Source organism: Actinopolymorpha alba DSM 45243, assembly GCF_000373925.1.
Classification (GTDB): Bacteria; Actinomycetota; Actinomycetes; order Propionibacteriales; family Actinopolymorphaceae; genus Actinopolymorpha; species Actinopolymorpha alba.
Map to the genome: position 1 here is coordinate 228614 of NZ_KB892746.1, position 22477 is coordinate 251090.

Annotated in this window: 23 protein-coding genes and 1 tRNA gene; 22 read left to right on the plus strand and 2 right to left on the minus strand. The window is 68.3% G+C overall.

The window, feature by feature from the left end; genetic code table 11:
* The first annotated feature begins 12 nt into the window (after window positions 1-12).
* Both B141_RS0112480 and B141_RS0112485 read left to right on the plus strand, forming a co-directional pair.
* On the plus strand, window positions 13-630 hold the full coding sequence (locus B141_RS0112480) for a TetR family transcriptional regulator (protein WP_020575504.1): 618 nt from the start codon (window positions 13-15) through the stop codon (window positions 628-630).
* 68 nt (window positions 631-698) lie between these two features.
* Window positions 699-1643 (plus strand): hypothetical protein, encoded by a 945-nt coding sequence (locus B141_RS0112485; protein WP_020575505.1) that lies wholly within the window; start codon window positions 699-701, stop codon window positions 1641-1643.
* A 42-nt stretch (window positions 1644-1685) separates the two neighbouring features.
* On the opposite strand, the gene B141_RS0112490 is transcribed toward B141_RS0112485, so the two are convergent.
* Both B141_RS0112490 and B141_RS0112495 read right to left on the minus strand, forming a co-directional pair.
* Window positions 1686-2744, minus strand: coding sequence for an adenosine deaminase (locus B141_RS0112490; RefSeq protein WP_020575506.1), 1059 nt, complete (start codon window positions 2742-2744; stop codon window positions 1686-1688).
* A 188-nt stretch (window positions 2745-2932) separates the two neighbouring features.
* Window positions 2933-4207: a pyridoxal phosphate-dependent aminotransferase gene (locus B141_RS0112495; RefSeq protein ID WP_020575507.1), complete on the minus strand. Its 1275-nt coding sequence runs from the start codon at window positions 4205-4207 to the stop codon at window positions 2933-2935.
* A gap of 197 nt (window positions 4208-4404) precedes the next feature.
* Here B141_RS0112495 and B141_RS0112500 point away from each other — a divergent pair.
* From B141_RS0112500 to B141_RS0112595, 20 genes are all read left to right on the plus strand, one after another.
* Window positions 4405-4477 (plus strand) — tRNA-Trp (locus tag B141_RS0112500).
* A 158-nt stretch (window positions 4478-4635) separates the two neighbouring features.
* A complete protein-coding gene (gene secE / locus B141_RS0112505; protein WP_020575508.1) occupies window positions 4636-4893 on the plus strand; it encodes a preprotein translocase subunit SecE in 258 nt (85 codons plus the stop codon).
* 122 nt (window positions 4894-5015) lie between these two features.
* Entirely contained in the window at window positions 5016-5852 is an 837-nt protein-coding gene (gene nusG / locus B141_RS0112510; RefSeq protein ID WP_020575509.1) for a transcription termination/antitermination protein NusG, read from the plus strand.
* A 45-nt stretch (window positions 5853-5897) separates the two neighbouring features.
* Window positions 5898-6329, plus strand: coding sequence for a 50S ribosomal protein L11 (rplK, locus tag B141_RS0112515; RefSeq protein ID WP_020575510.1), 432 nt, complete (start codon window positions 5898-5900; stop codon window positions 6327-6329).
* A 90-nt stretch (window positions 6330-6419) separates the two neighbouring features.
* Window positions 6420-7130: a 50S ribosomal protein L1 gene (rplA, locus tag B141_RS0112520; protein ID WP_020575511.1), complete on the plus strand. Its 711-nt coding sequence runs from the start codon at window positions 6420-6422 to the stop codon at window positions 7128-7130.
* Between the two features lie 226 nt (window positions 7131-7356).
* Complete coding sequence (locus B141_RS0112525; RefSeq protein ID WP_157180972.1) at window positions 7357-7959, plus strand: hypothetical protein; 603 nt, start codon at window positions 7357-7359, stop codon at window positions 7957-7959.
* A 32-nt stretch (window positions 7960-7991) separates the two neighbouring features.
* Window positions 7992-8831 (plus strand): hypothetical protein, encoded by an 840-nt coding sequence (locus B141_RS0112530; RefSeq protein WP_157180973.1) that lies wholly within the window; start codon window positions 7992-7994, stop codon window positions 8829-8831.
* Between the two features lie 297 nt (window positions 8832-9128).
* Window positions 9129-10019, plus strand: a complete 891-nt coding sequence (locus B141_RS0112535; protein ID WP_020575514.1) for an SCO4651 family lipoprotein — start codon at window positions 9129-9131, stop codon at window positions 10017-10019.
* Window positions 10020-10592: 573 nt separating this feature from the next.
* Window positions 10593-11216, plus strand: a complete 624-nt coding sequence (rplJ, locus tag B141_RS0112540; RefSeq protein ID WP_020575515.1) for a 50S ribosomal protein L10 — start codon at window positions 10593-10595, stop codon at window positions 11214-11216.
* 51 nt (window positions 11217-11267) lie between these two features.
* A complete protein-coding gene (rplL, locus tag B141_RS0112545) occupies window positions 11268-11660 on the plus strand; it encodes a 50S ribosomal protein L7/L12 (RefSeq protein ID WP_020575516.1) in 393 nt (130 codons plus the stop codon).
* Between the two features lie 267 nt (window positions 11661-11927).
* A complete protein-coding gene (locus tag B141_RS40350; RefSeq protein WP_020575517.1) occupies window positions 11928-12914 on the plus strand; it encodes an ABC transporter ATP-binding protein in 987 nt (328 codons plus the stop codon).
* Window positions 12915-12990: 76 nt separating this feature from the next.
* Window positions 12991-13776, plus strand: a complete 786-nt coding sequence (locus B141_RS0112555; RefSeq protein WP_020575518.1) for an MlaE family ABC transporter permease — start codon at window positions 12991-12993, stop codon at window positions 13774-13776.
* A 5-nt stretch (window positions 13777-13781) separates the two neighbouring features.
* Window positions 13782-14633 carry an MlaE family ABC transporter permease gene (locus B141_RS0112560; RefSeq protein WP_020575519.1) on the plus strand — a complete coding sequence of 284 codons (852 nt, stop codon included), beginning with the start codon at window positions 13782-13784 and terminating at the stop codon, window positions 14631-14633.
* A 6-nt stretch (window positions 14634-14639) separates the two neighbouring features.
* Complete coding sequence (locus B141_RS0112565) at window positions 14640-15986, plus strand: MCE family protein (protein ID WP_051114050.1); 1347 nt, start codon at window positions 14640-14642, stop codon at window positions 15984-15986.
* Window positions 15987-16011: 25 nt separating this feature from the next.
* On the plus strand, window positions 16012-17091 hold the full coding sequence (locus tag B141_RS0112570) for an MCE family protein (protein WP_020575521.1): 1080 nt from the start codon (window positions 16012-16014) through the stop codon (window positions 17089-17091).
* 22 nt (window positions 17092-17113) lie between these two features.
* The gene (locus B141_RS0112575; RefSeq protein WP_020575522.1) at window positions 17114-18127 is read left to right on the plus strand and encodes an MCE family protein; all 1014 of its coding nucleotides are present in this window, start codon (window positions 17114-17116) and stop codon (window positions 18125-18127) included.
* Window positions 18124-19287 carry an MCE family protein gene (locus B141_RS0112580; protein ID WP_020575523.1) on the plus strand — a complete coding sequence of 388 codons (1164 nt, stop codon included), beginning with the start codon at window positions 18124-18126 and terminating at the stop codon, window positions 19285-19287. Before B141_RS0112575 ends, B141_RS0112580 begins: the two co-directional genes overlap by 4 nt.
* A complete protein-coding gene (locus B141_RS0112585) occupies window positions 19284-20600 on the plus strand; it encodes an MCE family protein (protein ID WP_020575524.1) in 1317 nt (438 codons plus the stop codon). The genes B141_RS0112580 and B141_RS0112585 overlap by 4 nt, the downstream gene beginning before the upstream one ends.
* Window positions 20597-21868: an MlaD family protein gene (locus B141_RS0112590; protein WP_020575525.1), complete on the plus strand. Its 1272-nt coding sequence runs from the start codon at window positions 20597-20599 to the stop codon at window positions 21866-21868. Before B141_RS0112585 ends, B141_RS0112590 begins: the two co-directional genes overlap by 4 nt.
* Window positions 21865-22473: a hypothetical protein gene (locus B141_RS0112595; protein ID WP_020575526.1), complete on the plus strand. Its 609-nt coding sequence runs from the start codon at window positions 21865-21867 to the stop codon at window positions 22471-22473. Before B141_RS0112590 ends, B141_RS0112595 begins: the two co-directional genes overlap by 4 nt.
* Window positions 22474-22477: the final 4 nt, after the last annotated feature.

Genomic DNA, 22477 nt, shown 5'->3' on the forward strand with positions numbered 1-22477 from the left:
TATGGTCACCTCGTGGCCGGACTCAGAGAGCGCAAGAAGCAGCAGACGCGGCAGGCGATCGCCGAGGCGGCGATGCGCCTCTTCGCCGAACGCGGCTTCGAGTCCGTGACCGTCAACGAGATCGCCGAGGCGGCAGGGGTCGCCAAAGTCACGCTGTTCACCTACTTCCCGACCAAGGACTCCTTGGTGCTGCACGCGGTAGCCGACGATGACGTGCCGAAGGTCGTGGCCGAGCGGCAGCCGGGGCAGTCGCCGCTCGACGCGCTGCGTGCGCACTATCGAGCGTTCGCGGCCGAACCCGGCGATGTCGAACCCGAGGCATTGATCGCGATGATGCAGGTCATCACCGAGAGCCCGACGCTGGTCGCGGGCGTCAACCGGATCCAGTACGGCGAGCGGCTCGCGCTCGCGCAGGCTCTCACTGGCTCGACCGAGTGCCAGGTGGACGACCTGACCGCCTCCCTGATGGCCGCACAGATCTCGGCCGCCGTCCTGGCCCTCAAGGAGGCGTTCTTCAACCGCCTGGCCTCGGGCATGCCGCTGCCGGAAGCGGGCCGTCGGCTCGTGGAGGACATCGAGCTCGCCTTCGACCTACTGGAACGCGGGTTCGGTGACCGGTTCACCCGCTGAGAACGGCCGCTCGCCAACCCACGCCCCCTACCCACGAGCCCTGTCCAGACGACCGCCAAGGAGTCACGATGCGCGCGAGAGGAATCAACTACGACACCGGCTTCTACCCCGGCGGCAGCAGCTCCCGTGAGGTGTTCGACCCAGAGGTGGTGCGCCGCGAGTTGCGGGTCATCGCCGATGAACTGCACTGCACCGCCGTACGCGTCTCCGGTGGTGACCCCGACCGGCTCAGCATCGCCGCCGAGCACGCCGCCGCGGCGGGTCTGGAGGTGTGGTTCGCGCCCTTCCCCTGCGAGCTGACCACCGAGGAGATGCTGCCGTACTTCGCCGAGTGCGCAGAGCGTGCGGAAAACCTCCGCCGGTCGGGAGCCGAGGTCGTCTACGTCATGGGCTGTGAGGCCAGCGGCTTCGCGAAAGGGTTCCTGCGCGGTGAGACGCTCATGGACCGGATGGACACGCTGATGTCCTACGGCGCATCCGGGGACTGGTCGGAGCTCGGGCCGATGCTGGAGCGGCTGAACGCCTTCCTCGCCGAGTCGGCGGCGGGCGCGCGGAAGCGGTTCGGTGGGCGGATCACCTACGCCTCGGCGCCGTGGGAGTTCCTTGACTGGAGCCCGTTCGACCTCGTAGGCGTGGACGCCTACCGTGCCGACCACAACGCCACCCACTTCCGCGAGGAGATCCGCGCGCACACCAAGCACGGCAAGCCGGTCGCGGTCACCGAGTTCGGCACCTGCGCCTACCAGGGGGCGGGGCGGCGCGGCGGGATGGCCTGGACCGTTCCTGACGGCGCCGTACGCGACGAAGGCGAGCAGGTCCGCTACTTCACCGAACTCCTCGACGTCTTCGAAGAGGAGGGCATCGACAGCGCGTTCTGGTTCACGTTCGCGGGATACGCGCGGCCGGGCGACCGCGACCTGGGTTCCTACGGCGTGGTCAGGATGCTCGATGACACCAGGTGGGAGCCGAAGGAGGTCTTCCACACCATGGCGGCGAGGTACGCGCGCGGGTGAAGCCCGGGGCTGTGCAGGTCCTGGCGGGGGTCGACGCCCGGCTCACCCCGATGCGGCGAGCCAGGCGTCGATCCCCGCCAGCAGCCGGGCCGTCACATCGCTCGGCGCACACGACGCCCGCACCGACATCCGGGCCAGCTCGGCAAGCTCGGCGTCGGTGAACCCCAGCCGGCGGGCCAGCGAGTACTGCCCCGCCAGGCGTACCCCGAACAGCAGCGGGTCATCGGCACCCAGCGCGATCTGGATGCCCGCTTCGTACAGCTTGCGCAGCGGCACGGCGGACGGCTCGGGATAGACACCGAGTGCGACGTTCGACGCCGGGCACACCTCCAGCGGCACGCCCCGCGCGGCGATCTGGTCCATCAGCGCGGGATCCTCCGCCGACCGGACGCCGTGACCCACCCGGGTGGCGCCCAGCGCGTCGAGGCAGCCCCGCACGCTGTCGGGTCCGCACAGCTCCCCACCGTGCGGCATGCTCCCGAGGCCGGCTCGCGCGGCGATCGTGAACGCCCGGGCGAACTCCTCCGGTCGCCCGCGGCGTTCGTCGTTCGACAGCCCGAATCCGACTACGCCGCGACCGGCGTACTGCGCCGCGAGCCGGGCCAGCGTGCGGGCGTCCAGGGGGTGCCGCGTGCGGTTCGCCGCGATGACGACGGCCACGCCCACACCCGTCCGTTCGGAGGCTTCCCGCGTCGCGTCGAGGACGAGATCGGTGAACGCCGTGATCCCGCCGAACCGCCCGCCGTATCCGGAGGGGTCGACCTGGATCTCCAGCCAGTCGGACCCCTCGGCCGCCTCGTCCTCGACGGTCTCGCGCACCAGCCGGCGTACGTCCGACTCGCCGCGCAGGACGGATCGGGCGACGTCGTACAACCGCTGGAAGCGGAACCACCCCTTCTCGTCGGTCGCGAGCAGGTGCGGCGGCCAGTGGTCGCGCAGCGCGTCGGGCAGGCGTACGCCGTGCAGGTCGGCGAGTTCGACCAGCGTCTCGTGCCGCATCGACCCGGTGAAGTGCAGGTGCAGGTGCGCCTTCGGCAGGGTCTCGACCGGCCGGATCGGTGACTTCGGGTGCGGCGCCGAGCCGTCCGGGTTCGCGGTCACGGCTCTCACGACCGGCTTCCCCGGGCCCGCCCGGAGATGACGCGGGGTCCCCGGATTCCCCAGAACTTCCTCGGCATCAGCCGACCCTAGAGGTCTCCCAGAACGACGCGTCGCCGGGGTCGGACGCCGTGTGACGGCGGCCCGGCCCCGGCGAGCGAGCGAACCTTCCTCAGAGGTCGCGTGACCTCTCAGCTCTGCGCCTCCGAGAGCAGCTTCTGGATCCGGGTGATCCCCTCGACCAGGTCGTCGTCGCCCAGCGCGTAGGAGAACCGCAGGTAGCCCGGAGTCCCGAACGCCTCGCCCGGAACGGCGGCGACCTCGGCCTCCTCGAGGATCAACTCGGCCAGCTCGGCGGAGGTCGCCGGCCGGCGGCCACGGATGAGCCGGCCGAGCGCGCCCTTCACCGAGGGGTAGGCGTAGAAGGCGCCCTGAGGCGTGGGGCAGGTGAACCCCGGCACGTCGGAGAGGAGCCGCACGATGGTCTTGCGCCGCCGGTCGAACGCCTCCCGCATCGTGGCCGCCGCCGACAGGTCACCCGACACCGCGGCGATCGCGGCCCGCTGGGCGACATTGCTGACGTTGCCGGTCGCGTGCGACTGCAGGTTGGCGCCGGCCTTCACGACGTCGGCGGGGCCGATCAGCCAGCCGACCCGCCAGCCGGTCATGGCGTAGGTCTTGGCGACGCCGTTGACGACGATGCACCGGTCGGCGATCTCGGGCACCTCGACGGGGATCGACGCGGACTTCACGCCGTCGTAGGTGAGGTGCTCGTAGATCTCGTCGGTGATGATCCACAGGCCGTTGTCGTACGCCCAGCGGCCGATCTCGCGGAGCCGCTCGGCGGGGTAGACCGAGCCGGTCGGGTTGGACGGCGAGCACATCAGGAGCACCTTGGTCCGCGGCGTCCGCGCGGCCTCGAGCTGCTCGATGGTCACCAGGTAGTTCTGTGCCTCGTCGGTGACCACCGGCACCGACACGCCGCCGGCGAGGGCGATCGACTCGGGGTAGGTCGTCCAGTACGGCGCGGGAAGCAGCACCTCGTCGCCTGGGTCGAGCAGCACCGCGAAGGCTTCGTAGACCGCCTGCTTGCCGCCGTTGGTGACGAGGACCTGGCTCGCCTTCACGGCGTACCCGGAGTCGCGCGCGGTCTTGGCGGCGATCGCCTCCCGCAGCTCGGGCAGGCCGCCCGCGGGGGTGTAGCGGTGGTTGCGCGGGTCGCGGCAGGCTTCGACCGCGGCCTCGACGATGTAGTCGGGGGTCGGGAAGTCGGGCTCACCCGCGCCGAAGCCGATGACCGGGCGCCCGGCGGCCTTCAGCGCCTTCGCCTTCGCATCGACCGCGAGCGTCGCGGATTCGGCAATCGCGCCGATCCGGGCGGAGATGCGAGCCCGGTCGACCTGGGTGGGAGCGTCGGGGGAGGCGTCTGCGGCCGGCTGGAGGGGGCCGCCGTCGGTGCTGGTCATGACGCTTATCGTGGCACTTGTCTGGCCTTCGGGGCCGCGCGCCCCCCGCACTCCAGCGCGCCCACGAGGTTGGGGCGGTTCGACCACCTTGCCTATGACCCCGTACACTCATGCTTCTGGTGGTCGTAGGACCTCTCCGAGGTGTGCCCGGCGTGCGTTCCACGCGGGGGATATGGGAGGGTTTCTCGGGCCTCCGGAGGGCAGTGGCTCAATTGGTAGAGCACCGGTCTCCAAAACCGGCGGTTGGGGGTTCGAGTCCCTCCTGCCCTGCTGATTTCGGCCTGACGGTCGGAGTCGCGTGCGTCGCCCGAGGCGGGCGATGTGCGAGAAGCCGCACTGACGGGGACGCTCGTTCGTTCTTCCTTCAGGTGCGACCTCTCAGCCCGGCGGAGTGTCCGGCCGGGTCCGAAGACCGGTGAGGACGAACAGTGACGGAGACGCGCGGATCGACCGCGACCCCGGAGCGTGCTCGCCCGGCGAGGAAGGGTGAAGCCGGCGGGCCACTTGCGCGTGCCAGCCTCTTCTATCGCCAGGTCGTCGCCGAGCTGCGCAAGGTCATCTGGCCGACCCGCGAGCAGCTCACGACGTACTGGCTTGTCGTGCTCGTCTTCGTGCTGGTAGTGATCGCGATCGTCTCCCTTCTCGACCTGGGGATCGGCTGGGCGATGTTCAAGGTCTTCGGCTGACACCCGACCCGGCTTGATCGGACCCGATACCGACGGGGCGCCGCCAGAGGTCAGTGCCGTACGACCACAATGGATGTACGACCACATAGAACTGCTGCGAGAGAGAAGACGGAGTGCCAATAGTGTCCGACCTCGACGACGAGATCCGCGGCTCGCACGGCGCGGAGTCGGAGCAGGCGGCTGACGTGCCTGCCCACGAGGCCTCCGCTGACGATGCCGGTGACGTCGAGGAGGCCGGCGCGGAATCCGCCGCGCCAGGGGACCTCGACGACACCGAAGGTGCCGCCGACACCACGACCGCCGATGCCGACGAGACCGCCGGCGAGCCTGACGAAGAGTCGGCCGGCGAGCCTGACGAAGAGTCGGCCGAGGGTGACGACATCCTCGCCGAGTTCCGCGCCACGCTGCGGTCCAAGCCTGGCGACTGGTACGTCATCCACACCTACTCAGGTATGGAAAACCGGGTCAAAGCCAACCTCGAGAACCGCATCCAGTCCCTCAACATGGAGGACTACATCTTCGAGGTGGTCGTCCCTCAGGAAGAGGTCGCGGAGATCAAGAACGGCCAGCGCCGGATGGTCCGGCGTACCGTCCTGCCCGGTTATGTACTCGTCCGGATGGATCTCACCGACGAGTCCTGGGCCGCCGTACGCCACACGCCGTCGGTGACCGGATTCGTCGGCCACGCCCACCAGCCGGTCCCGCTCAGCCTCGACGAGGTCGAGAAGATGTTGGCGCCTGTGGTCGTCGAGGCCAAGGAGCCCGACAAGAAGAAGAAGGCCGAGGTCGTCGACTTCGAGGTGGGCGACTCGGTCATGGTGGTCGACGGACCGTTCGCGACGTTGCACGCCACGATCACCGAGCTCAACCCCGACGCTCAGAGGGTCAAGGCCCTCGTCGAGATCTTCGGCCGGGAGACCCCCGTGGAGCTGTCGTTCACGCAGATCCAGAAGGTCTGATCGGCCCGCCGACTCACCTTTCCACCCGCCCAGAGGACCCGAAGAATGCCTCCTAAGAAGAAGATCGCCTCCGTTCTCAAGCTCCAGCTGCAGGCTGGTGCCGCGACGCCCGCCCCGCCCGTGGGTACGGTGCTCGGCCCGACCGGCATCAACATCATGGAGTTCACGAAGGCCTACAACGCCGCGACCGAGTCGATGCGGGGCAACGTCATTCCCGCTGAGATCACGATCTACGAAGACCGGTCGTTCAGCTTCGTCACCAAGACGCCGCCGGCGGTCGAGCTGATCAAGAAGGCCGCTGGCCTCAGCAAGGGCTCGCCGACGCCGCACTCGGCCAAGGTCGCCTCGATTTCCCGTGACCAGGTGCGCGAGATCGCCCATGTCAAGATGCCCGACCTCAACGCCAACGACGTCGATGCCGCGATGAAGATCGTCGAGGGCACCGCGCGTTCGATGGGCGTCACCGTCAACGACTAGTACGTCAGGCCTGGTGCGCAGCCGCGCACCAGCCGTGGAAGGGCCACGCGCTGGCCCGCACCACAACTCCCATCCACACCGAGGAGAACCATGAAGCGCAGCAAGTCCTACCGCGCGGCAGCGGAAAAGATCGACCAGGCGAGCGTCTACGCTCCGCTCGAGGCGATCCAGATGGCGAAGCAGAGCGCCAGCAAGAAGTTCGACGAGACCGTCGACGTCGCCATCCGGCTCGGAGTCGACCCCCGCAAGGCTGACCAGATGGTCCGCGGCACCGTCAACCTCCCACACGGCACCGGCAAGACCGCACGGGTCCTGGTCTTCGCCACCGGCCAGAAGGCTGACGATGCTCGCGCCGCCGGCGCCGACTTCGTGGGGTCAGACGACCTGATCGAACGCATCAACGGCGGCTGGCTCGACTTCGACGCCGTAGTCGCGACGCCCGACCTGATGGGTAAGGTCGGCCGGCTCGGCCGGGTCCTGGGCCCGCGCGGCCTCATGCCGAACCCCAAGACCGGCACCGTCACCCCTGACGTCACCAAGGCCGTGACCGACATCAAGGGCGGCAAGATCGAGTTCCGTGTCGACCGGCACGCGAACCTCCACTTCATCATCGGCAAGGCGTCGTTCAGCGAGCAGCAGCTGACCGAAAACTACGGCGCGGCGCTCGACGAGGTGCTCCGGCTCAAGCCGTCGTCCTCGAAGGGGCGCTACGTTCGCCGCGTGACGGTCTCGACCACGATGGGCCCCGGCATTCCGGTCGACCCCAACAAGGTGGTCGTGACCGCCGACGCCGCGAGCTGATCGGGCAACCCCAGCCAGGCTCACAACCGAACGCCCCCGACGCACACAGCGCTCGGGGGCGTTCGGCATTTGTTTGTCCGGACGTTCGTACGAAGCAACCGTGGCCGTCGGTGTGGCGTCCTAAGCTACGAGATCGGCGCTTTCGGGTGTCGGTCACGTTCTGTTAGCGTAGGCCAGCTTTGTCTCTGGGGCGGAGACATGCGATCGCCATTGGGGGTTCGAGGTCGTGCGGGTAACGGTGGGGCGCGCCGTGGCGGCAGCCGTGGCACTGGGATTGGCATTGTCAGCGTGTGGGACCGGCTCGCCCGAGCCGACCTCGCTTCAGACGTCATCCGAAAGCGCGACCGCCACCCCCTCGCCGACACCAACTCCCACCCCGACCGCTTCCGCCAGCACCACCAAACCCGGTCGGGTCGAAATCACCAAGGGGCCAGGACCCACCGGGCCGGACGTCGAGGCGGTCAAGGCGTTCGTGGCTGGCTATTTCAGTGGAATCAACAAGGCCATCGAGACCGGTAAGGTCGGCGGCGTCCGTTCGATGTACACCAGCGGATGCCTCGACTGCGTACAACTTGTCTCGAGTATTCGATCCACTTACGGCAGCGGCGGCAAGTTTGTCGGCGGGCTCTACACGCAGAACCAGATCGACGTCGTTGCGCTATCTGGGAAGACCTACATCGTGCACGTCACGTCGCTCGCGACCGCCTGGAAGCAGTACAACCGGGCCGGAAGTGTCGTCAACCAGGGCCCAGCCGAGAGGGTTACCTATTCCTACGGCGTTCAGAAGATCAACAACCGCTGGCAGTTGACAGCCGGAGGGAAGCGATGAGACGCGTCGTTGGTGTCGCTGTGAGTGGGCTCGTGCTCGCGGGCTTCGGCCTGTTGGCGCCGATCGCGCGAGCGGAAGTCCCACGCGGCAGCGTGGGCTGGCAGTACAGCGAATCGGGGAGGGGTTATTACCAGCCTCCGCAGGGCGAACCAGCTCCGTCGCAGCCGCCTGGTCCGAATGACTGGGTCGAGCAGGTGCTCATCAACCAGCCAGAGTGGGATTGCCAAGGTGCTGGGATTGGTAACTGCGACCCCCTTTCCATCTGGTGCAACCCAGACCTGACGCCCGACGTCCGCCAACCGATCTATGTGCGATCCGTGCTCCGCTATCAGTGGAAGGATCGCGACGACCGCGCGAAGTGGCAGGGGACCGCGGACTGCTACCCGACCCCTGAATGGGTGCCCATCGAGCAGATCAGCTACGACTTCAAGTACGAGATCCAGCGAGAGCTCCCCGCGCCGACAATTGAGCTTCGCCCTAACCCAAAGACGTTCGTCAACCTGCCGACCATTGTGTCGGCGCCTGATCCAGGGCCTCAGGATTTCGAGATTGTCGTGCCACCATCGCAAGGCCGGACCTTCCCGTTGCGTGGGCAGATCCACGCCGAACCCGACTACACCTGGACCTTCGAGGGCGGTAAGACTGTGAAGGGCCCAGGCAGGCCGTTCGACGGCACGCTTCCAGAGGATCGGCCCGGCTACTACGTGACGAACACGTTCAGCACGACTGGCCAAAAGAATGTTCATCTGCGAGTTCGGTGGACCGGTACGGTAACCGTGGACACTCTCCCACCCGAGCCAATCCTGCCGGTCGAATTCGAGGCCAACACGACGATCGACGTCGTTGAAGCCAAGTCGGTGCTGGAGCGCTAGGTCCCACTGAACGTACGCGAAAGCACTTACGCCTGGACGGCGCCCTGTTTCTCTACGCGCGCAGGTCTTTGGTCACGGACGGTGGCCTGTCACGAACCCTCGGTGGGGTGCCGGCTGCCGTCGTACCGGCCGCTAGGATGCGCGGACGTGCCATGGCGGCCGGTCATCCCCGTAGCCCACTGAACGCCACGGCATCGGTGTAGCTCAGCTGGGAGGGGACGACGCGGTAACGCTCGTCCAGGGCTGATTCCTTGTGTTGTCCATCGGGGGCTAGCACGACAATCGGAGGTTTCTCGAATGGATCTGCGGCGCTTTGCCGTAAGCGCGGGCGCGCTTTCCCTGGCGTTCACCATGGCGGCCTGCGGTGGGGGTGACTCCACTGAGGGCACCGCCACCACGAAGCCCGACACGAGCGCGGCGGCCAGCGCGAGCCCGACGAAGTCCCCGGCGGACGACTCGACGCAGGGTAATGGCTCCGACAACGCGGCGAGCCCAGCCAAGGGTACGAAGGTTGATGCCACTGCCCTCACCACCACGATGCTGGCCGCCGCTGAGGCGAAGAAGACCGCCAAGATCAAGTCGGGTTCGGCGGGTACGCCGATGGGCGACCTCACTGGCGAGGTGCGCATGGGCGGGGCCTCGAACGTCGCGGCAAAGCTGGAGATGGGCTCCGGAGCCACCAAGACTGGCATGATCATCCTGCCGGACGCGCTTTACATGAAGACTCCGGGAATGACCACGGATCCCCAGAAGCCGTGGGTCAACCTCGAGGCCGCCGGCGACAGCCCAAGCGCGAAGATGCTCGCGACCTCGATGGCCCAGATGCGCCAGAACATGGACCCGACCTCGCAGTTCGAGGTCATCAAGTACGCGACCATCACCTCGGAAGGCCCTGACCAGGTGGAGGGATCGGCCGCCACGAAGTACGCCGTGTCGGTGAACGTCAGCGACGTCGCGAAAGCGCAGCCTGACCTCAAGGAGGCCTACCAACTCCTGGAGTCGCAGGGCATCAAGGAAATCAAGTACAGCCTCTGGCTCGACGACGAATCGCTGCCGGTGCGGGTGAGCATGCAGCTCCCGGGCGCTGCCGGCGGCATGGACCTCGTCTACTACGACTGGGGAAAGCCGGTCGACATCTCGGCACCGCCGGCCAGCCAGGTCGGGAAGCTCAAGGACACCAATCAGTGACGCTGACGGCCTAACTTGAAAGGGCCCTGGACCAGCCACTGGTCCAGGGCCCTTTGGTTCGACGCAGTGGTCTGCCGGTCTGCCCGCGATATGAGAAGGGCGCGTCCCTGGCGATGCTCGCCGCGGTCCCCAACCCGTCCGGTTCGCGAGGCAAGCTGGCCACCGCGGGAACCCCGGCGCGGAGCGATGGCGTTGTGAGCATGCCGCATGGGGAAATGCTCCACTGCCTTGCCCGACCGGGGCAGTCGTCGCGACACTCACCCGCCAGCTCCACACGACTCCGGCGTGCCACCCCTCGCGCCGAGGTGCCGGTTTGGCTGGGGCGTACGCCATCCCGTATGCTGGCCGCTGCCGAAGACCGCTGGTCGCTACCTCTCGGGGTGGTCGAAGGTCCCACAGTGTGGGCGGCCCGCGCAGGCGTGACGAGGTAGCTCTACCGGTGACCTTGGGCGTACACCCCAGGAATGTCCGGATTCGGAGTGGTTCGCCCCGTGCGTCTGCACGGGGCTTTTCGCATGTGGGGTCCCTTTCAGGCCGGTACGGTCCCAGGCCTTTCAGAGTGGAAGGAGACCCATGGCGAGGCCGGACAAGGCAACCGCCGTCGCAGAGCTCACGGACCAGTTCCGCGACTCGACCGGCGCGGTCCTGACCGAGTACCGCGGGCTCACCGTGAAGCAGATGCGCGAACTGCGCCGCTCGCTCGGTGAGAACGCCAGCTACGCCGTGGTGAAGAACACGCTGACCAAGATCGCGGCGAAGGACGCGGGTGTCGATCTGCCTGACGACATGTTCGTCGGCCCTTCGGCCATCGCGTTCATCAGCGGCGACCCGGTCGAGGTCGCCAAGGGTCTGCGTGACTTCGCCAAGGCCAACCCGAATCTCGTCATCAAGGGCGGCGTGCTCGAGGGCAAGTCCCTCGCCGTCGACGAGATCACCAAGCTCGCTGACCTCGAGTCGCGTGAGGTTCTCCTCGCCAAGCTCGCCGGGGCGATGCAGGCATCCCTCGCGAACGCCGCGTCGCTGTTCCAGGCGCCGCTTTCGCAGGCTGCCCGGCTCGCCGAGGCGCTGCGCAAGAAGGTCGAGGAGGAGGGCCCGGCGGCCGCAACCGCCGAAGCCACCTCCGACGCCGGCGCGGAGGCAGCGGCCGAGGAATCGAACGCCGACGCGTCGAACGCCGACGAGTCCAGCGAGTCCTGACGTAGGACAACCGGTCACCACAGCATCACACACGGAAGGTAAGTGCCACTCATGGCGAAGCTCAGCACTGACGAGCTGCTCGACGCGTTCAAGGAGATGACGCTTCTCGAGCTCAGCGAGTTCGTCAAGCAGTTCGAGGACACCTTCGGCGTGACCGCGGCCGCTCCGGTCGCCGTTGCCGCTGCTCCCGCGGTCGGCGGTGCCGGCGCCGCGGCCGAGGCCGAGGAGGAGAAGGACGAGTTCGACGTCATCCTCGAGTCCGCTGGCGACAAGAAGATCCAGGTCATCAAGGAGGTTCGCGCCCTCACCAGCCTCGGCCTCAAGGAGGCCAAGGACCTCGTCGAGGGCGCCCCGAAGCCGGTCCTCGAGAAGGTCAACAAGGAGGCCGCCGAGAAGGCCAAGGAAGCCCTCGAGGGCGTCGGCGCCAAGGTCACCCTCAAGTAAGTAAGTACGACGGCGAACGCGACGAGAGTCGCGAGAACGCCCGTACTGCCCAAGGGCGGTCACCCCAGACGGGGTGGCCGCCCTTCAGCGTTCGAGGGCTCGCAAAGGAGCGGGCCCTTAACTCCCACGTAACCTCGCGCCACGCTGATCGTTGGGTGTGGTCGGGGGAGTGCTGGCAGCGGTCGACAGGGAAAACGCCCAGGCGGTCGTCGCGCGCCTCCCTGAATTCGAGGCCGTGCGACCAGCATTCCGTGGGAGTGGAGTCATATGGGCGTCGAGATCCGGGTGGAGGGGCTCACCAAATCCTTTGGTGGGCAGGTGATCTGGCGCGACGTCACGCTCACCCTTCCCTCCGGCGAGATCAACGTCATGCTCGGCCCCTCCGGCACCGGCAAGTCTGTCTTTCTCAAATGCCTGGTTGGCCTACTCAAGCCTGACCGCGGTCATATTTATATCGAGAGTCACGATCTTGCGACGTGCGGTGAGCGGGAGCTGTACGAGGTTCGCAAGTTGTTCGGGGTGCTTTTCCAGGATGGTGCGCTCTTCGGGTCGATGAACCTCTACGACAATGTGGCGTTCCCGCTCCGCGAGCACACCCGCCGGTCCGAAAGCGAGATCCGCTCCATTGTCATGGAGAAGATCGAGCTGGTCGGTCTCCTTGGCGCCGAACGCAAGCTGCCCGGTGAGATCTCCGGTGGCATGCGCAAGCGTGCCGGTCTGGCCCGTGCCCTCGTCCTCGACCCGCAGATCATGCTCTTCGACGAGCCCGACTCCGGCCTGGATCCGGTGCGTACGGCGTACCTCAACCAACTCATCGTCGACCTCAACCAACAGACCGGCGCGACGTTCCTCATCGTCACCCACGACATCAACACCGCGCGGACCGTCCCCGACAACATCGGGTTGCTCTATCACCGCCATCTTGCGATGTTCGGTCCGCGCGAGATGTGCCTGTGTTCGGAGGAACCCGTCGTCAGGCAGTTCCTGAACGCCCAGCGCATCGGCCCGATCGGGATGGCCGAGGAGAAGGACGCCGACGAACTCGCGGCCGAGGCCGCGTCGGGTGCCGCTCTGCCGCCGCTCCCGCCGATTCCGTTGCAGTTGGAGCCCTCGAACGGTCTACCGAGGTACACCCAGCGCCCAGCGGGCCAGTGGTGCCTCGCGCATGGTGTGAAGCCGCCGCCCGGATCGTTCCAGCCCAACGTCTCCACCGCGCCGGGCGCGGCATTCGCGGCGGAGCGAGGACGCGCATGAGCGAGCGCAGCGAGCGAGTCATTCAACACAGCGCTTTGGGTGCCTCATGCGTGTCCGCGGCGGAGCGAGGATGCGCATGAGCGAGCGGAGCAGCTGGCAGCCGACCGCGCCGCTGCGGGCGACCGGAAACCTTTTCGGGTTCGCGCTCGACGTGTTCCGGGCGCTGCCCCGCCGTCCTTTCCAGTGGCGGGAGTTCCTCCAGCAGGCGTGGTTCCTCGCCAGCGTGACGATCGTGCCGACCGCGTTGGTGGCGATTCCGTTCGGTGCGGTGATCGCGCTGCAGGTCGGTGGCCTGATCAAGCAGTTCGGGGCGCAGTCGTTCGCGGGCGCGGCGATGGTCCTCGCGGTGGTGCGGGAGGCGGCGCCGATCGCGACCGCTCTCCTGATCGCCGGCGCGGGCGGATCCGCGATCTGCGCCGACCTCGGCTCGCGCAAGATCCGCGAGGAGCTGGACGCCATGCGGGTGCTCGGCATCGACCCGCTGCATCGGCTGGTGGTCCCGCGGGTGCTGGGCGCGATGTTCGTCGCGTTCTTCCTCAACGGCCTGGTCAGTGTCGTCGGGGTGATCGGCGGCTACATCTTCAACGTCATCCTGCAGGGCGGCACCCCCGGCGCTTACCTCGCGTCGTTCACCGCACTCGCGCAGTTGCCGGACCTGTGGGCAGGTGAGATCAAGGCGCTGGTCTTCGGCCTGATCGCGGGGATTGTCGCGTCGTACAAGGGGATGAACGCCGGTGGTGGACCCAAGGGTGTCGGCGATGCCGTCAACCAGTCCGTGGTCATCACGTTCATGCTGCTGTTCTTCGCCAACTTCGTCATGCAGGCGATCTACTTCCAGGTCGTCCCGCCGAAGGGGGCTTGACCGGGATGGCACAGGTCGACGGCACCCGAGCCGGCGTGGTGATGCGGACCGCCGGGCGTCCGCTCCGGGCGCTTGACGCTCTGGGTGGTCAACTCGCCTTCTACCTAAGGGCGATCGCCTGGACGCCGCGCACCATCCGGAGATACCGCCGGGAAGTTCTCCGCCTGCTCGCCGAGGTCAGCTTTGGCACGGGCGCGCTGGCCGTTGTCGGCGGCACCGTCGGTGTCATCGCGTTCCTGGCGTTCTTCACGGGTACGGAAGTGGGCCTGCAGGGGTACGCCGCACTCAACCAGCTGGGCACCTCTGCCTACACCGGCTTCGTTTCTGCGTACTTCAACACCAGGGAAATCGCGCCCCTTATCGCGGGTATCGCCCTCGCGGCCACGGTGGGATGTGGCTTCACCGCACAGTTGGGCGCGATGCGGATCAGCGAGGAGGTCGACGCGCTGGAAGTCATGGCGGTGCCGTCGTTGCCGTTCCTCGTGACCTCGCGCATCATCGCTGGCCTGATCGCAGTTACCCCGCTCTATGTGATCGGCCTGTTCTCGTCCTATTTCGCGACCCGGCTGATCGCGACCGGCTATTACGGCCAGAGTGCCGGCACCTACGACCACTATTTCCAGCTGTTCCTGCCACCGCACGACGTGCTCTGGTCGTTCGGGAAGGTGCTGGTCTTCGCGGTCGTGATCATCCTGATCCACTGCTATTACGGCTACCACGCGTCGGGCGGACCGGCGGGTGTGGGCGTGGCGGTAGGCCGGGCCGTGCGGACGTCGATCGTCGCGGTCAACGTGGTCGACCTGCTGCTGTCGATGGCGGTGTGGGGTGCCACCACCACGGTGCGGTTGGCGGGGTAGCGGGCGATGGCTGGACGTCCTTCGGTCAGGAGAGCCGCCGGTGTGGCCGGGCGGCGGACGCTCGGCGTCGTATTCCTCGTCACACTGGTCTTCTTCGGCTGGTTGACGTACGCCTTCTTTTCCAAGGCGTTCATCCGCACCGCCGATGTGACGCTCGAAACCTCACACGTCGGCCTGCAGCTCAGCAAACAGGCAGACGTCAAGCTGCGCGGCCTGATCGTCGGTGAGGTACGCGGTGTGACGTCCGACGGCACCACCGCCCGGGTCGAGCTCGCACTCAAACCAGACGCGATCGGGTCGATACCCGCCAACGTCACGGCCCGGATCCTGCCCAAGACGTTGTTCGGTGAGAAGTACGTCGACCTCGTGGTGCCGCCCAGGCCGTCGCCCCGTCCACTCGCCGCGGGCGACGTCATCAGCCGGGACCGGTCCAGCGTCGGGATCGAACTCGAAGCCGTGCTGGACGACGTGTATCCGTTGCTCCGCACCCTGAAGCCGGCCGACCTCAACACGACCCTGTCCGCGCTCTCGACCGCACTCGAAGGGCGCGGCGAGGAGATCGGTGCCAACCTCGAACGCCTGAACGCCTATCTCGCCGAGCTCAACCCCCACCTGCCGGCTCTGACACACGACGTGTCCGCTCTGGCGGACGTCGCCGACACTTACGACGACGTGACACCCGACCTTGCCCGGCTGCTGGCCAACGCCACCCGGACCGGTGACACCGTGGTGCTCAAGCAGCAGGTCCTCGAGGATTTCCTCACCGACCTCGCTGGGACGAGCGCGACCGCCCGGGAGTTTCTTGATGACAACGAGGCCGCCCTCATCCAGGTGGGGGAGGTGAGCCGGCCCACGCTCGACCTGCTCGCGACGTACTCGCCCGAATACTCCTGTCTCCTCGAAGGAATGGCGAAGTGGGTGCCGCGGTTCTCCGATGCCTTCGGTGGCGGCCAGCACGTCCGGGGCAGCGCCCCGGCTCTGCACCTCACGCTGGAAATCGTCAACCAGAACCGCGGCTACACCAGGGACGACCGGCCGGCGTTCCTCGACGATCGTGGTCCGGGTTGCCGGACGCTGCCGAACCCGCCGTACTCACAGGAGAATCCCGCGCCGGCCAGCAAGGTCCGCGACGGTGTGGGCAACCAGCCGGGGCCGGGTTCGCGGGTGCCGTCGGCCACCGAGCGGCGGCCGGTGTTCGACGTCACGAGTGGGTACGCCGGCACGGCCGCTGAGCAAGAGGTGGTTGACGCGCTCGTCGGTCCGGTCATGAAGACGTCCCCGCGCGACGTTCCGGATATCGCCACCCTGCTGTTCGGGCCGCTCGCCCGCGGAACTGAGGTGAGCGTGAAATGACCGGCGCGGAGAAGGTGGGTGCGCGATGAGTCCGCGTTCGCTCGACCGGCCCACCATCGCGGCCGGCTTCAAGCTGACGGTCTTCGTCGCCGTGACGACGGTGGCGACAACCTTGCTCGCGCTCACGATCGCCAATGTCGGGCTCGGCCGGACCCAGGAATACCACGCCATCTTCACCGACGTCACCGGCGTCGAGAAGGGCGACGACGTGCGGATCGCCGGTGTGCGGGTGGGTGAGGTACGCCGGATCCGGGTCGTCGAAGGACCTGGCGGCGGCTCCGCCCGCGGCGAAGGCGAAGGCACGCTGCTCGCCGAACTGACGTTCACCGTCGATGCCGACCAGACGCTCGCGCGGAGCACGCATGCCGCGATCCGCTTCCGCAACCTGGTCGGCCAGCGCTACCTCGCCCTCACCGAGGCCCCTGGTGCCCCCGAATCCCTTCCCGCCGGTGGCACCATTCCAGTCACGCAGACCCAACCCGCACTGGATCTCACGGTGTTGTTCAACGGGTTCAAGCCGTTGTTCGCCGCGCTGTCGCCGCAGGACGTCAACAAACTGGCGTACGAAATCATTCAGGTACTCCAGGGCGAGGCCGGCACTGTCGAAAGCCTCCTCGCCCGCACGGCTTCGCTCACCAACACCCTGGCTGACAAGGACAAGGTGATCGGTGACCTGATCGACAACCTCACGACGGTGTTGACCACAGTCGCCCAGCGCGACCGGCGCCTGTCGGAGCTCGTGGTGGAGCTGCAGCGGTTCATCTCCGGGCTCTCGGCGGACCGCAAGGCGATCGGTGACTCGCTCGGCTCCATCGTCGCGCTCAACCAGCAGACCGCCGACCTCCTCGAGGATGGCCGCGGTGATCTCAAAACCGACATCGCCGAGCTCGGTAAGGTCGCCGGCACGCTGGACGACAACGCCTCGATCGTCGAACGCACGCTGCGCACCATGCCGCCCAAGCTCACGACGCTCACCCGCACGGCGTCGTACGGCTCGTGGTTCAACTTCTACCTCTGCGACTTCGACGGCCGGATCGTTCTGCCCACCGGACAGGAGCTGCCGCGGGCCGCGCTCCATGTGACCGACGCGAGGTGCCAGCGATGAGGCGCCAGAGCTGGAGGCGGGCATGAGCCGCCGCCGCGAACGCAATCCCGTCACCGTCGGCGCGGTCGGGCTGATCCTGCTCGCCGGTCTCCTGTACGCCGCCTTCAACGCCTCCGACCTGCCGCTGATCGGCGGTGGCACGACCTACGCCGCGCGGTTCAGCGAGGCCGGCGGCCTCCGGGTCGCCGACGAAGTACGCGTCGCCGGGGTCAAGGTCGGCGAGGTACGCGCGGTGGAGCTGGCCGGCGACCACGTCCGCGTGGAGTTCCGGGTCGACGGCGACGGGCCACGGTTGGGCGAACGCACCGGCGCGGCGATCCGGATCAGGACCCTGCTCGGCCGCAAGTACCTCTCGCTCGAACCAGCCGGACCGGGCCGACTCGATCCCGCGACCGAGATCCCGCTGTCCCGCACGGTCGCGCCGTACGACGTGGTCGAGGCGTTCAGCGACCTCACCACCACCACCGAACGGATCGACACGGCCCAGCTGGCCAAGGCCCTCGACACCCTGAGCGCGACGTTCGCCAACACCCCGGAGGAGGTCCGCGGCTCCCTGGAGGGCCTGTCCCGGCTGTCGCGCACGATCGCATCCCGCGACGCGCAGCTCCGCACCCTGCTCGCCCGGGCCAACACCGTCTCGAAGGTGCTCTCTGACCGCGACCAGGAGCTGGTCAAGCTGCTCCGCGACGGCGACCTTCTGCTCAAGGAGATCCGGGCCCGGCGCGAGCTGATCCACCAGCTGCTCGTCACGACACAGGAACTGTCCACCCAGGTGTCCGCGTTGGTCGCCGACAACCGCGCCCAGCTCGAACCCGCGCTCAAGCGGCTGGCGTCGGTGGTCGCGCTACTCCGCGACAACCAGGAGAGCCTCGACAAGAGCATCGAGCTGCTGGCGCCATTCGTGCGGGTTTTCGCCAACACCCTCGGCACCGGCCCGTGGTTCGACACCTACATCCCCAACCTGGTGCCCCTGCCGGCGACACCGCGACTGCCCGCGTCGCCCGACTCCTCGCGCCAGACCGGTGGTGGCCGATGACGCCGCACCTCACCCTCACGTCCGGCTCAGCGGTGCTCGCCCGGGTCGCGCGCGGCACCCGCGTCCTCGCCCTGCTCGTGGCGCTGTCGGTGATCGCGACCACGACGTACGCCCTGTGGCCCGACCCGCCGCGCAAGACCCTTGTCGCGTCGTTCCCGCGCACGATCGGCCTTTACGTGGGGTCCGACGTCCGCGTCCTCGGCGTACCCATCGGGCGGGTCGACCGCATCACCCCGCAGGGCACGTCGGTGCGGGTCGAGATGTCGTACGACGCCGAGCAGAAGGTGCCTGCTGGTGCCAAGGCGGTGGTGGCGGCGCCGTCCATCGTCGCCGACCGGTACGTCCAGCTCACGCCCGTCTACACGAGCGGTCCGGTGCTCGCGGACGGCGCCGAACTCACCCTCGAGCGGACGGCGGTGCCAGTGGAGCTCGACCGCATCTACGAAAGCCTCGACGACCTCGCGGTCGCGCTCGGCCCGCACGGCGCCAACCAGGACGGCGCGCTGTCCCGGCTGCTCAGGACCGGCGCGGACAACCTCGACGGGCAGGGCGGGCGGCTGCACGACACCGTCGGCGAGCTGGCCGACGCCTCGGAGACGCTCGCCGGTGGGCGTGAGGACCTCTTCGCGACGGTACGCCAGCTGCAGGCGTTCACCAGCACGCTCGCGGCCAGCGACGCGCAGGTCCGGGAGTTCAACACCGACCTCGCGAGCGTCGCCGACCAGCTGGCGGGGGAGCGGGCCGACCTGCAGAAGGCGCTCGACAACCTGGCGGTGGCCCTGACGGACATCTCGTCGTTCGTACGCGACAACCGCGAAGAGGTGCGGGCCAACGTCGACGGGCTCACCGAGCTCTCCAAGACGCTCGTGAAGCAGCAGGACGCCCTGCGCGAGGTGCTCGACACCGCCCCGGTCGCACTCGCGAACCTCGACCGCACCTACAACCCTCGGACCGGCACCCTCGACACCCGCGACAACTTCGCCCAACTTGACGACCCGGGTCTCTACCTCTGCTCGCTCCTCCTGCAGGCCGGCCAGCCGCAGTCGGTGTGCGACGAGCTGCGGCAGGTGCTCGACGACCTGCCGCTCCCGCAGCTTCCTGGTGGTCCTGCCGGCGCGTCACCGAGCCGCGACCTCACTCTGGGCGGGATCCTGCGATGAGGAACCCTGGTCACGTCGTACGCCTCGTACGCCTCGTACGCCTGATCGCCGCCGTCGCGGCGGTGGCGAGCGTCCTCGCCGGCTGCGGCTTCTCCGTGTACGCCCTGCCCCTGCCCGGTGGTGCGGGTGCGGGCGCGGACAACTACCGCGTCATCGCGGAGTTCCGTGACGTCCTCGACCTGGTGCCGCGCTCGTCGGTCAAGGTCAACGACGTGAACGTCGGCGAGGTCGAGAAGGTCTGGCTGGACGGCTTCACCGCGAAGGTCCGCCTTCGGCTCGACCGGTCAGTCAGGCTCCCCGACAACGCGACGGCACAGATCCGCCAGACCAGCCTGCTCGGCGAGAAGTTCGTCTCCCTCGCCGCCCCGGGTGGCGGTCAGCGCGGCTACGGTCGCCTCTCCGACGGCGACGTGATCCCGCTCATTCGCACGGGCCGCAGCGTCGAGGTCGAGGAGGTCCTCTCCGCGCTCTCGCTGCTCCTGAACGGCGGCGGCGTGGCCCAGCTCAAGACGATCAACGTCGAGCTCACCAAGGCCCTGGACGGGCGCGAGACCGACGTCCGCGAACTCCTCGGCCGGCTCGAGACCTTCGTCGGGGAGCTGGACCAGCACAAGCGCGAGATCACCCGCGCGATCGAGAGCCTCGACCGGCTCTCGGCGTCCCTGGTGAAGCAGAAGCAGACGATCGCGACCACGGTCGAGCGACTCCCGGCGGCCCTGGCCGTGCTGGCGGACCAGCGGGAGAACCTCACAAAGATGCTGGTGGAGCTGTCCAAGCTCGGGAAGGTCGGCGCCGAGGTCATCGAGGCGACGAAGGCGGACCTGCTGGCCAACCTGCGGACGCTCGCACCGATCCTCACCGAGCTCGCAAAGGCCGGTGACAACCTGCCCAAGTCGCTCGAGGTGCTCTTCACCTATCCGTTCGCCGACTCGGCGGCGAACGCGGTCCGCGGCGACTACACCAACCTGCAGCTCACGCTCGATCTCGACCTGCGGGGCCTGTTGGACGGGCAGACTCCACCGCCCCTTCCGCTGCCCACGCTCCCGCCGCTCCCGACCTCGCTGCCGACGCTGCCCACGGCGCTCCCGACTGTGCGGCTACCGACCGCCCTGCCGTCCGTGCCGCTGCCGACTCTGCCGCCGCTTCCACTGCCGACGGGTGGCTCGTCGCCCGGCCTCCCGACGCTCTGCCTGCCCCCGCTGACCTGCGCGGATAGTGCATCGGGGGCGCAGAGCGGGTCGCCGGCGCGGAGTCCTGGGCGGGTCGCATACGACCCGGACCTCGCCGTCCTCCTGATGGGAGGCCTTCGATGATCACGCGTACGATCCGCGTCCAGCTGGTGATCTTCGTGGCGCTGACGCTGGTGGGGGTGACGGTCGCGGGCGTGCGGTACGCCGGCCTCGGACGGCTGCTGTTCGGTGACGGCTACACGGTCCGGGCCAACTTCGCCGATGCCGGCGGGATCTTCGAGGGGGCCGAGGTCACCTATCGCGGGGTGGCTGCCGGCCGGGTCGAGCGGCTGACGCCGACCAAGGACGGTGTCGAGGTCCGGCTGGCTCTCGAGGAGGACACGCGCATCCCCGCCGACACCCTCGCCGTGGTCGCCAACCGTTCGGCCATCGGGGAGCAGTACGTCGACCTCCAGCCACGCCGTTCCACCGGCCCATACCTTCGGGACGGCTCCACCATCGCCCGCGCCCACACCCGCACCCCGCTGCCGACGACAACGCTGCTCCTCGACCTTGACCGGCTCGTCGACTCCGTACCCCAGCAGGACCTGGTGACCGTGCTCGACGAGTTGGGTACGGCGTTCCGGGGGTCGGGCCGCGACCTGTCCCGCCTCATCGACTCCGGGAACGTCCTGATCGAGAGCGCCGACGCCAACCTGCGGCAGACGATCGACCTCATCGAGGATGGCCGGACGGTCCTCGACACCCAACGCGCCTCCGGTGGTGCGATCCGGAGCTTCGCGTCTGATCTTGCGGACCTCTCCGACACGCTCGTCGCGGCTGACCCTGACCTGCGGACCGTCCTCGACTCCGGGGTCGTGACCGCCGAGCAGCTGCGGGGCCTGATCGACGAGAACGCCGGCGACGTCCCCGTACTCCTCGCCAACCTGGTGACCAGCGGCCAGATCGTGCGGGCCCGGCTCAGGGGCGTCCAGCAGGTCCTGATCCTCTACCCCTACGTCGTACGCGGTGGTTACACCGTGATCGCACCCGATCCCAAGACCGGGCACTACACCGCGCACTTCGGGCTGCAGTTGGCGCTCGAACCCGGGTCGTGCCGGAAGGGCTACGAGGGGACCCGACGACGGGCGCCGCAGCAGGTCGCGCCCACACCAGCCAACACCGCCGCGAAGTGCGCGGACCGTACGACGACGATGCGCGGCGCCCAGAACGCACCCGGCCCGGCGCCCCCTCGGGACACGGCGGCCGGGTCGGCTGCGTATGACCCGAGCAGCGGTGAGGTCCGGCTTCCGGACGGCGGCTCGGCGCGGCTCGGCTCGCTCGGTGGACAGCAACGGGCATTCGGAGAGGACTCGTGGAAGTGGCTACTGATCGGTCCGTTGACACAGTGAACAGCCCTGTCGAAGCAGCGGAGAGCCCTGTCGACAAGGCGGAGAGCCCCGTCGACATGCCGGCGAACGCGGGGGCCGGCTACCCGCCCGCGGCCCGCGATCCCGGGGAGGCGCCGCTGTCGCGCCGGGCCCGCGGCTACCTGGTCGCCGCGCTCCTGGTGGTGCTCGTGGCGGCGGTCGTCGCCTCAGTCTTCCTCGCTGTCGAGGTGACGCGGGCGAGCGCCGAGGAGCGGCTCCGCGGCGAGGCGTTGCGCACCGCGCGGCAGCTCGTCCTCAACTTCACCACTGTCGACTACCGGGCGTTCGACCGGAGCCGGTCGGGGGTGCTCGCGCTCTCCTCGGGCGACTTCCGCGAGCAGTACTCCCGAGCCATGAAGGACCTCGAGAACCTCGTGAAACAAAACGAAACCGTCTCTCGGGGCAAGATTCTCGACGCGGGGATCGTGAGCTTCGACGGCGACTCCGCGCAGGTCCTGGTCGCGGCCGACGCCGACGTGACCAACGTCGCGGCGAAGACGCCGGCCCTCCGGACGTACCGCCTGCAACTCGACCTTGCCCGCGACAGTCGTGGCTGGCGCGTGGTCGAGCTTCAGTTCGTGGGGTGATCAC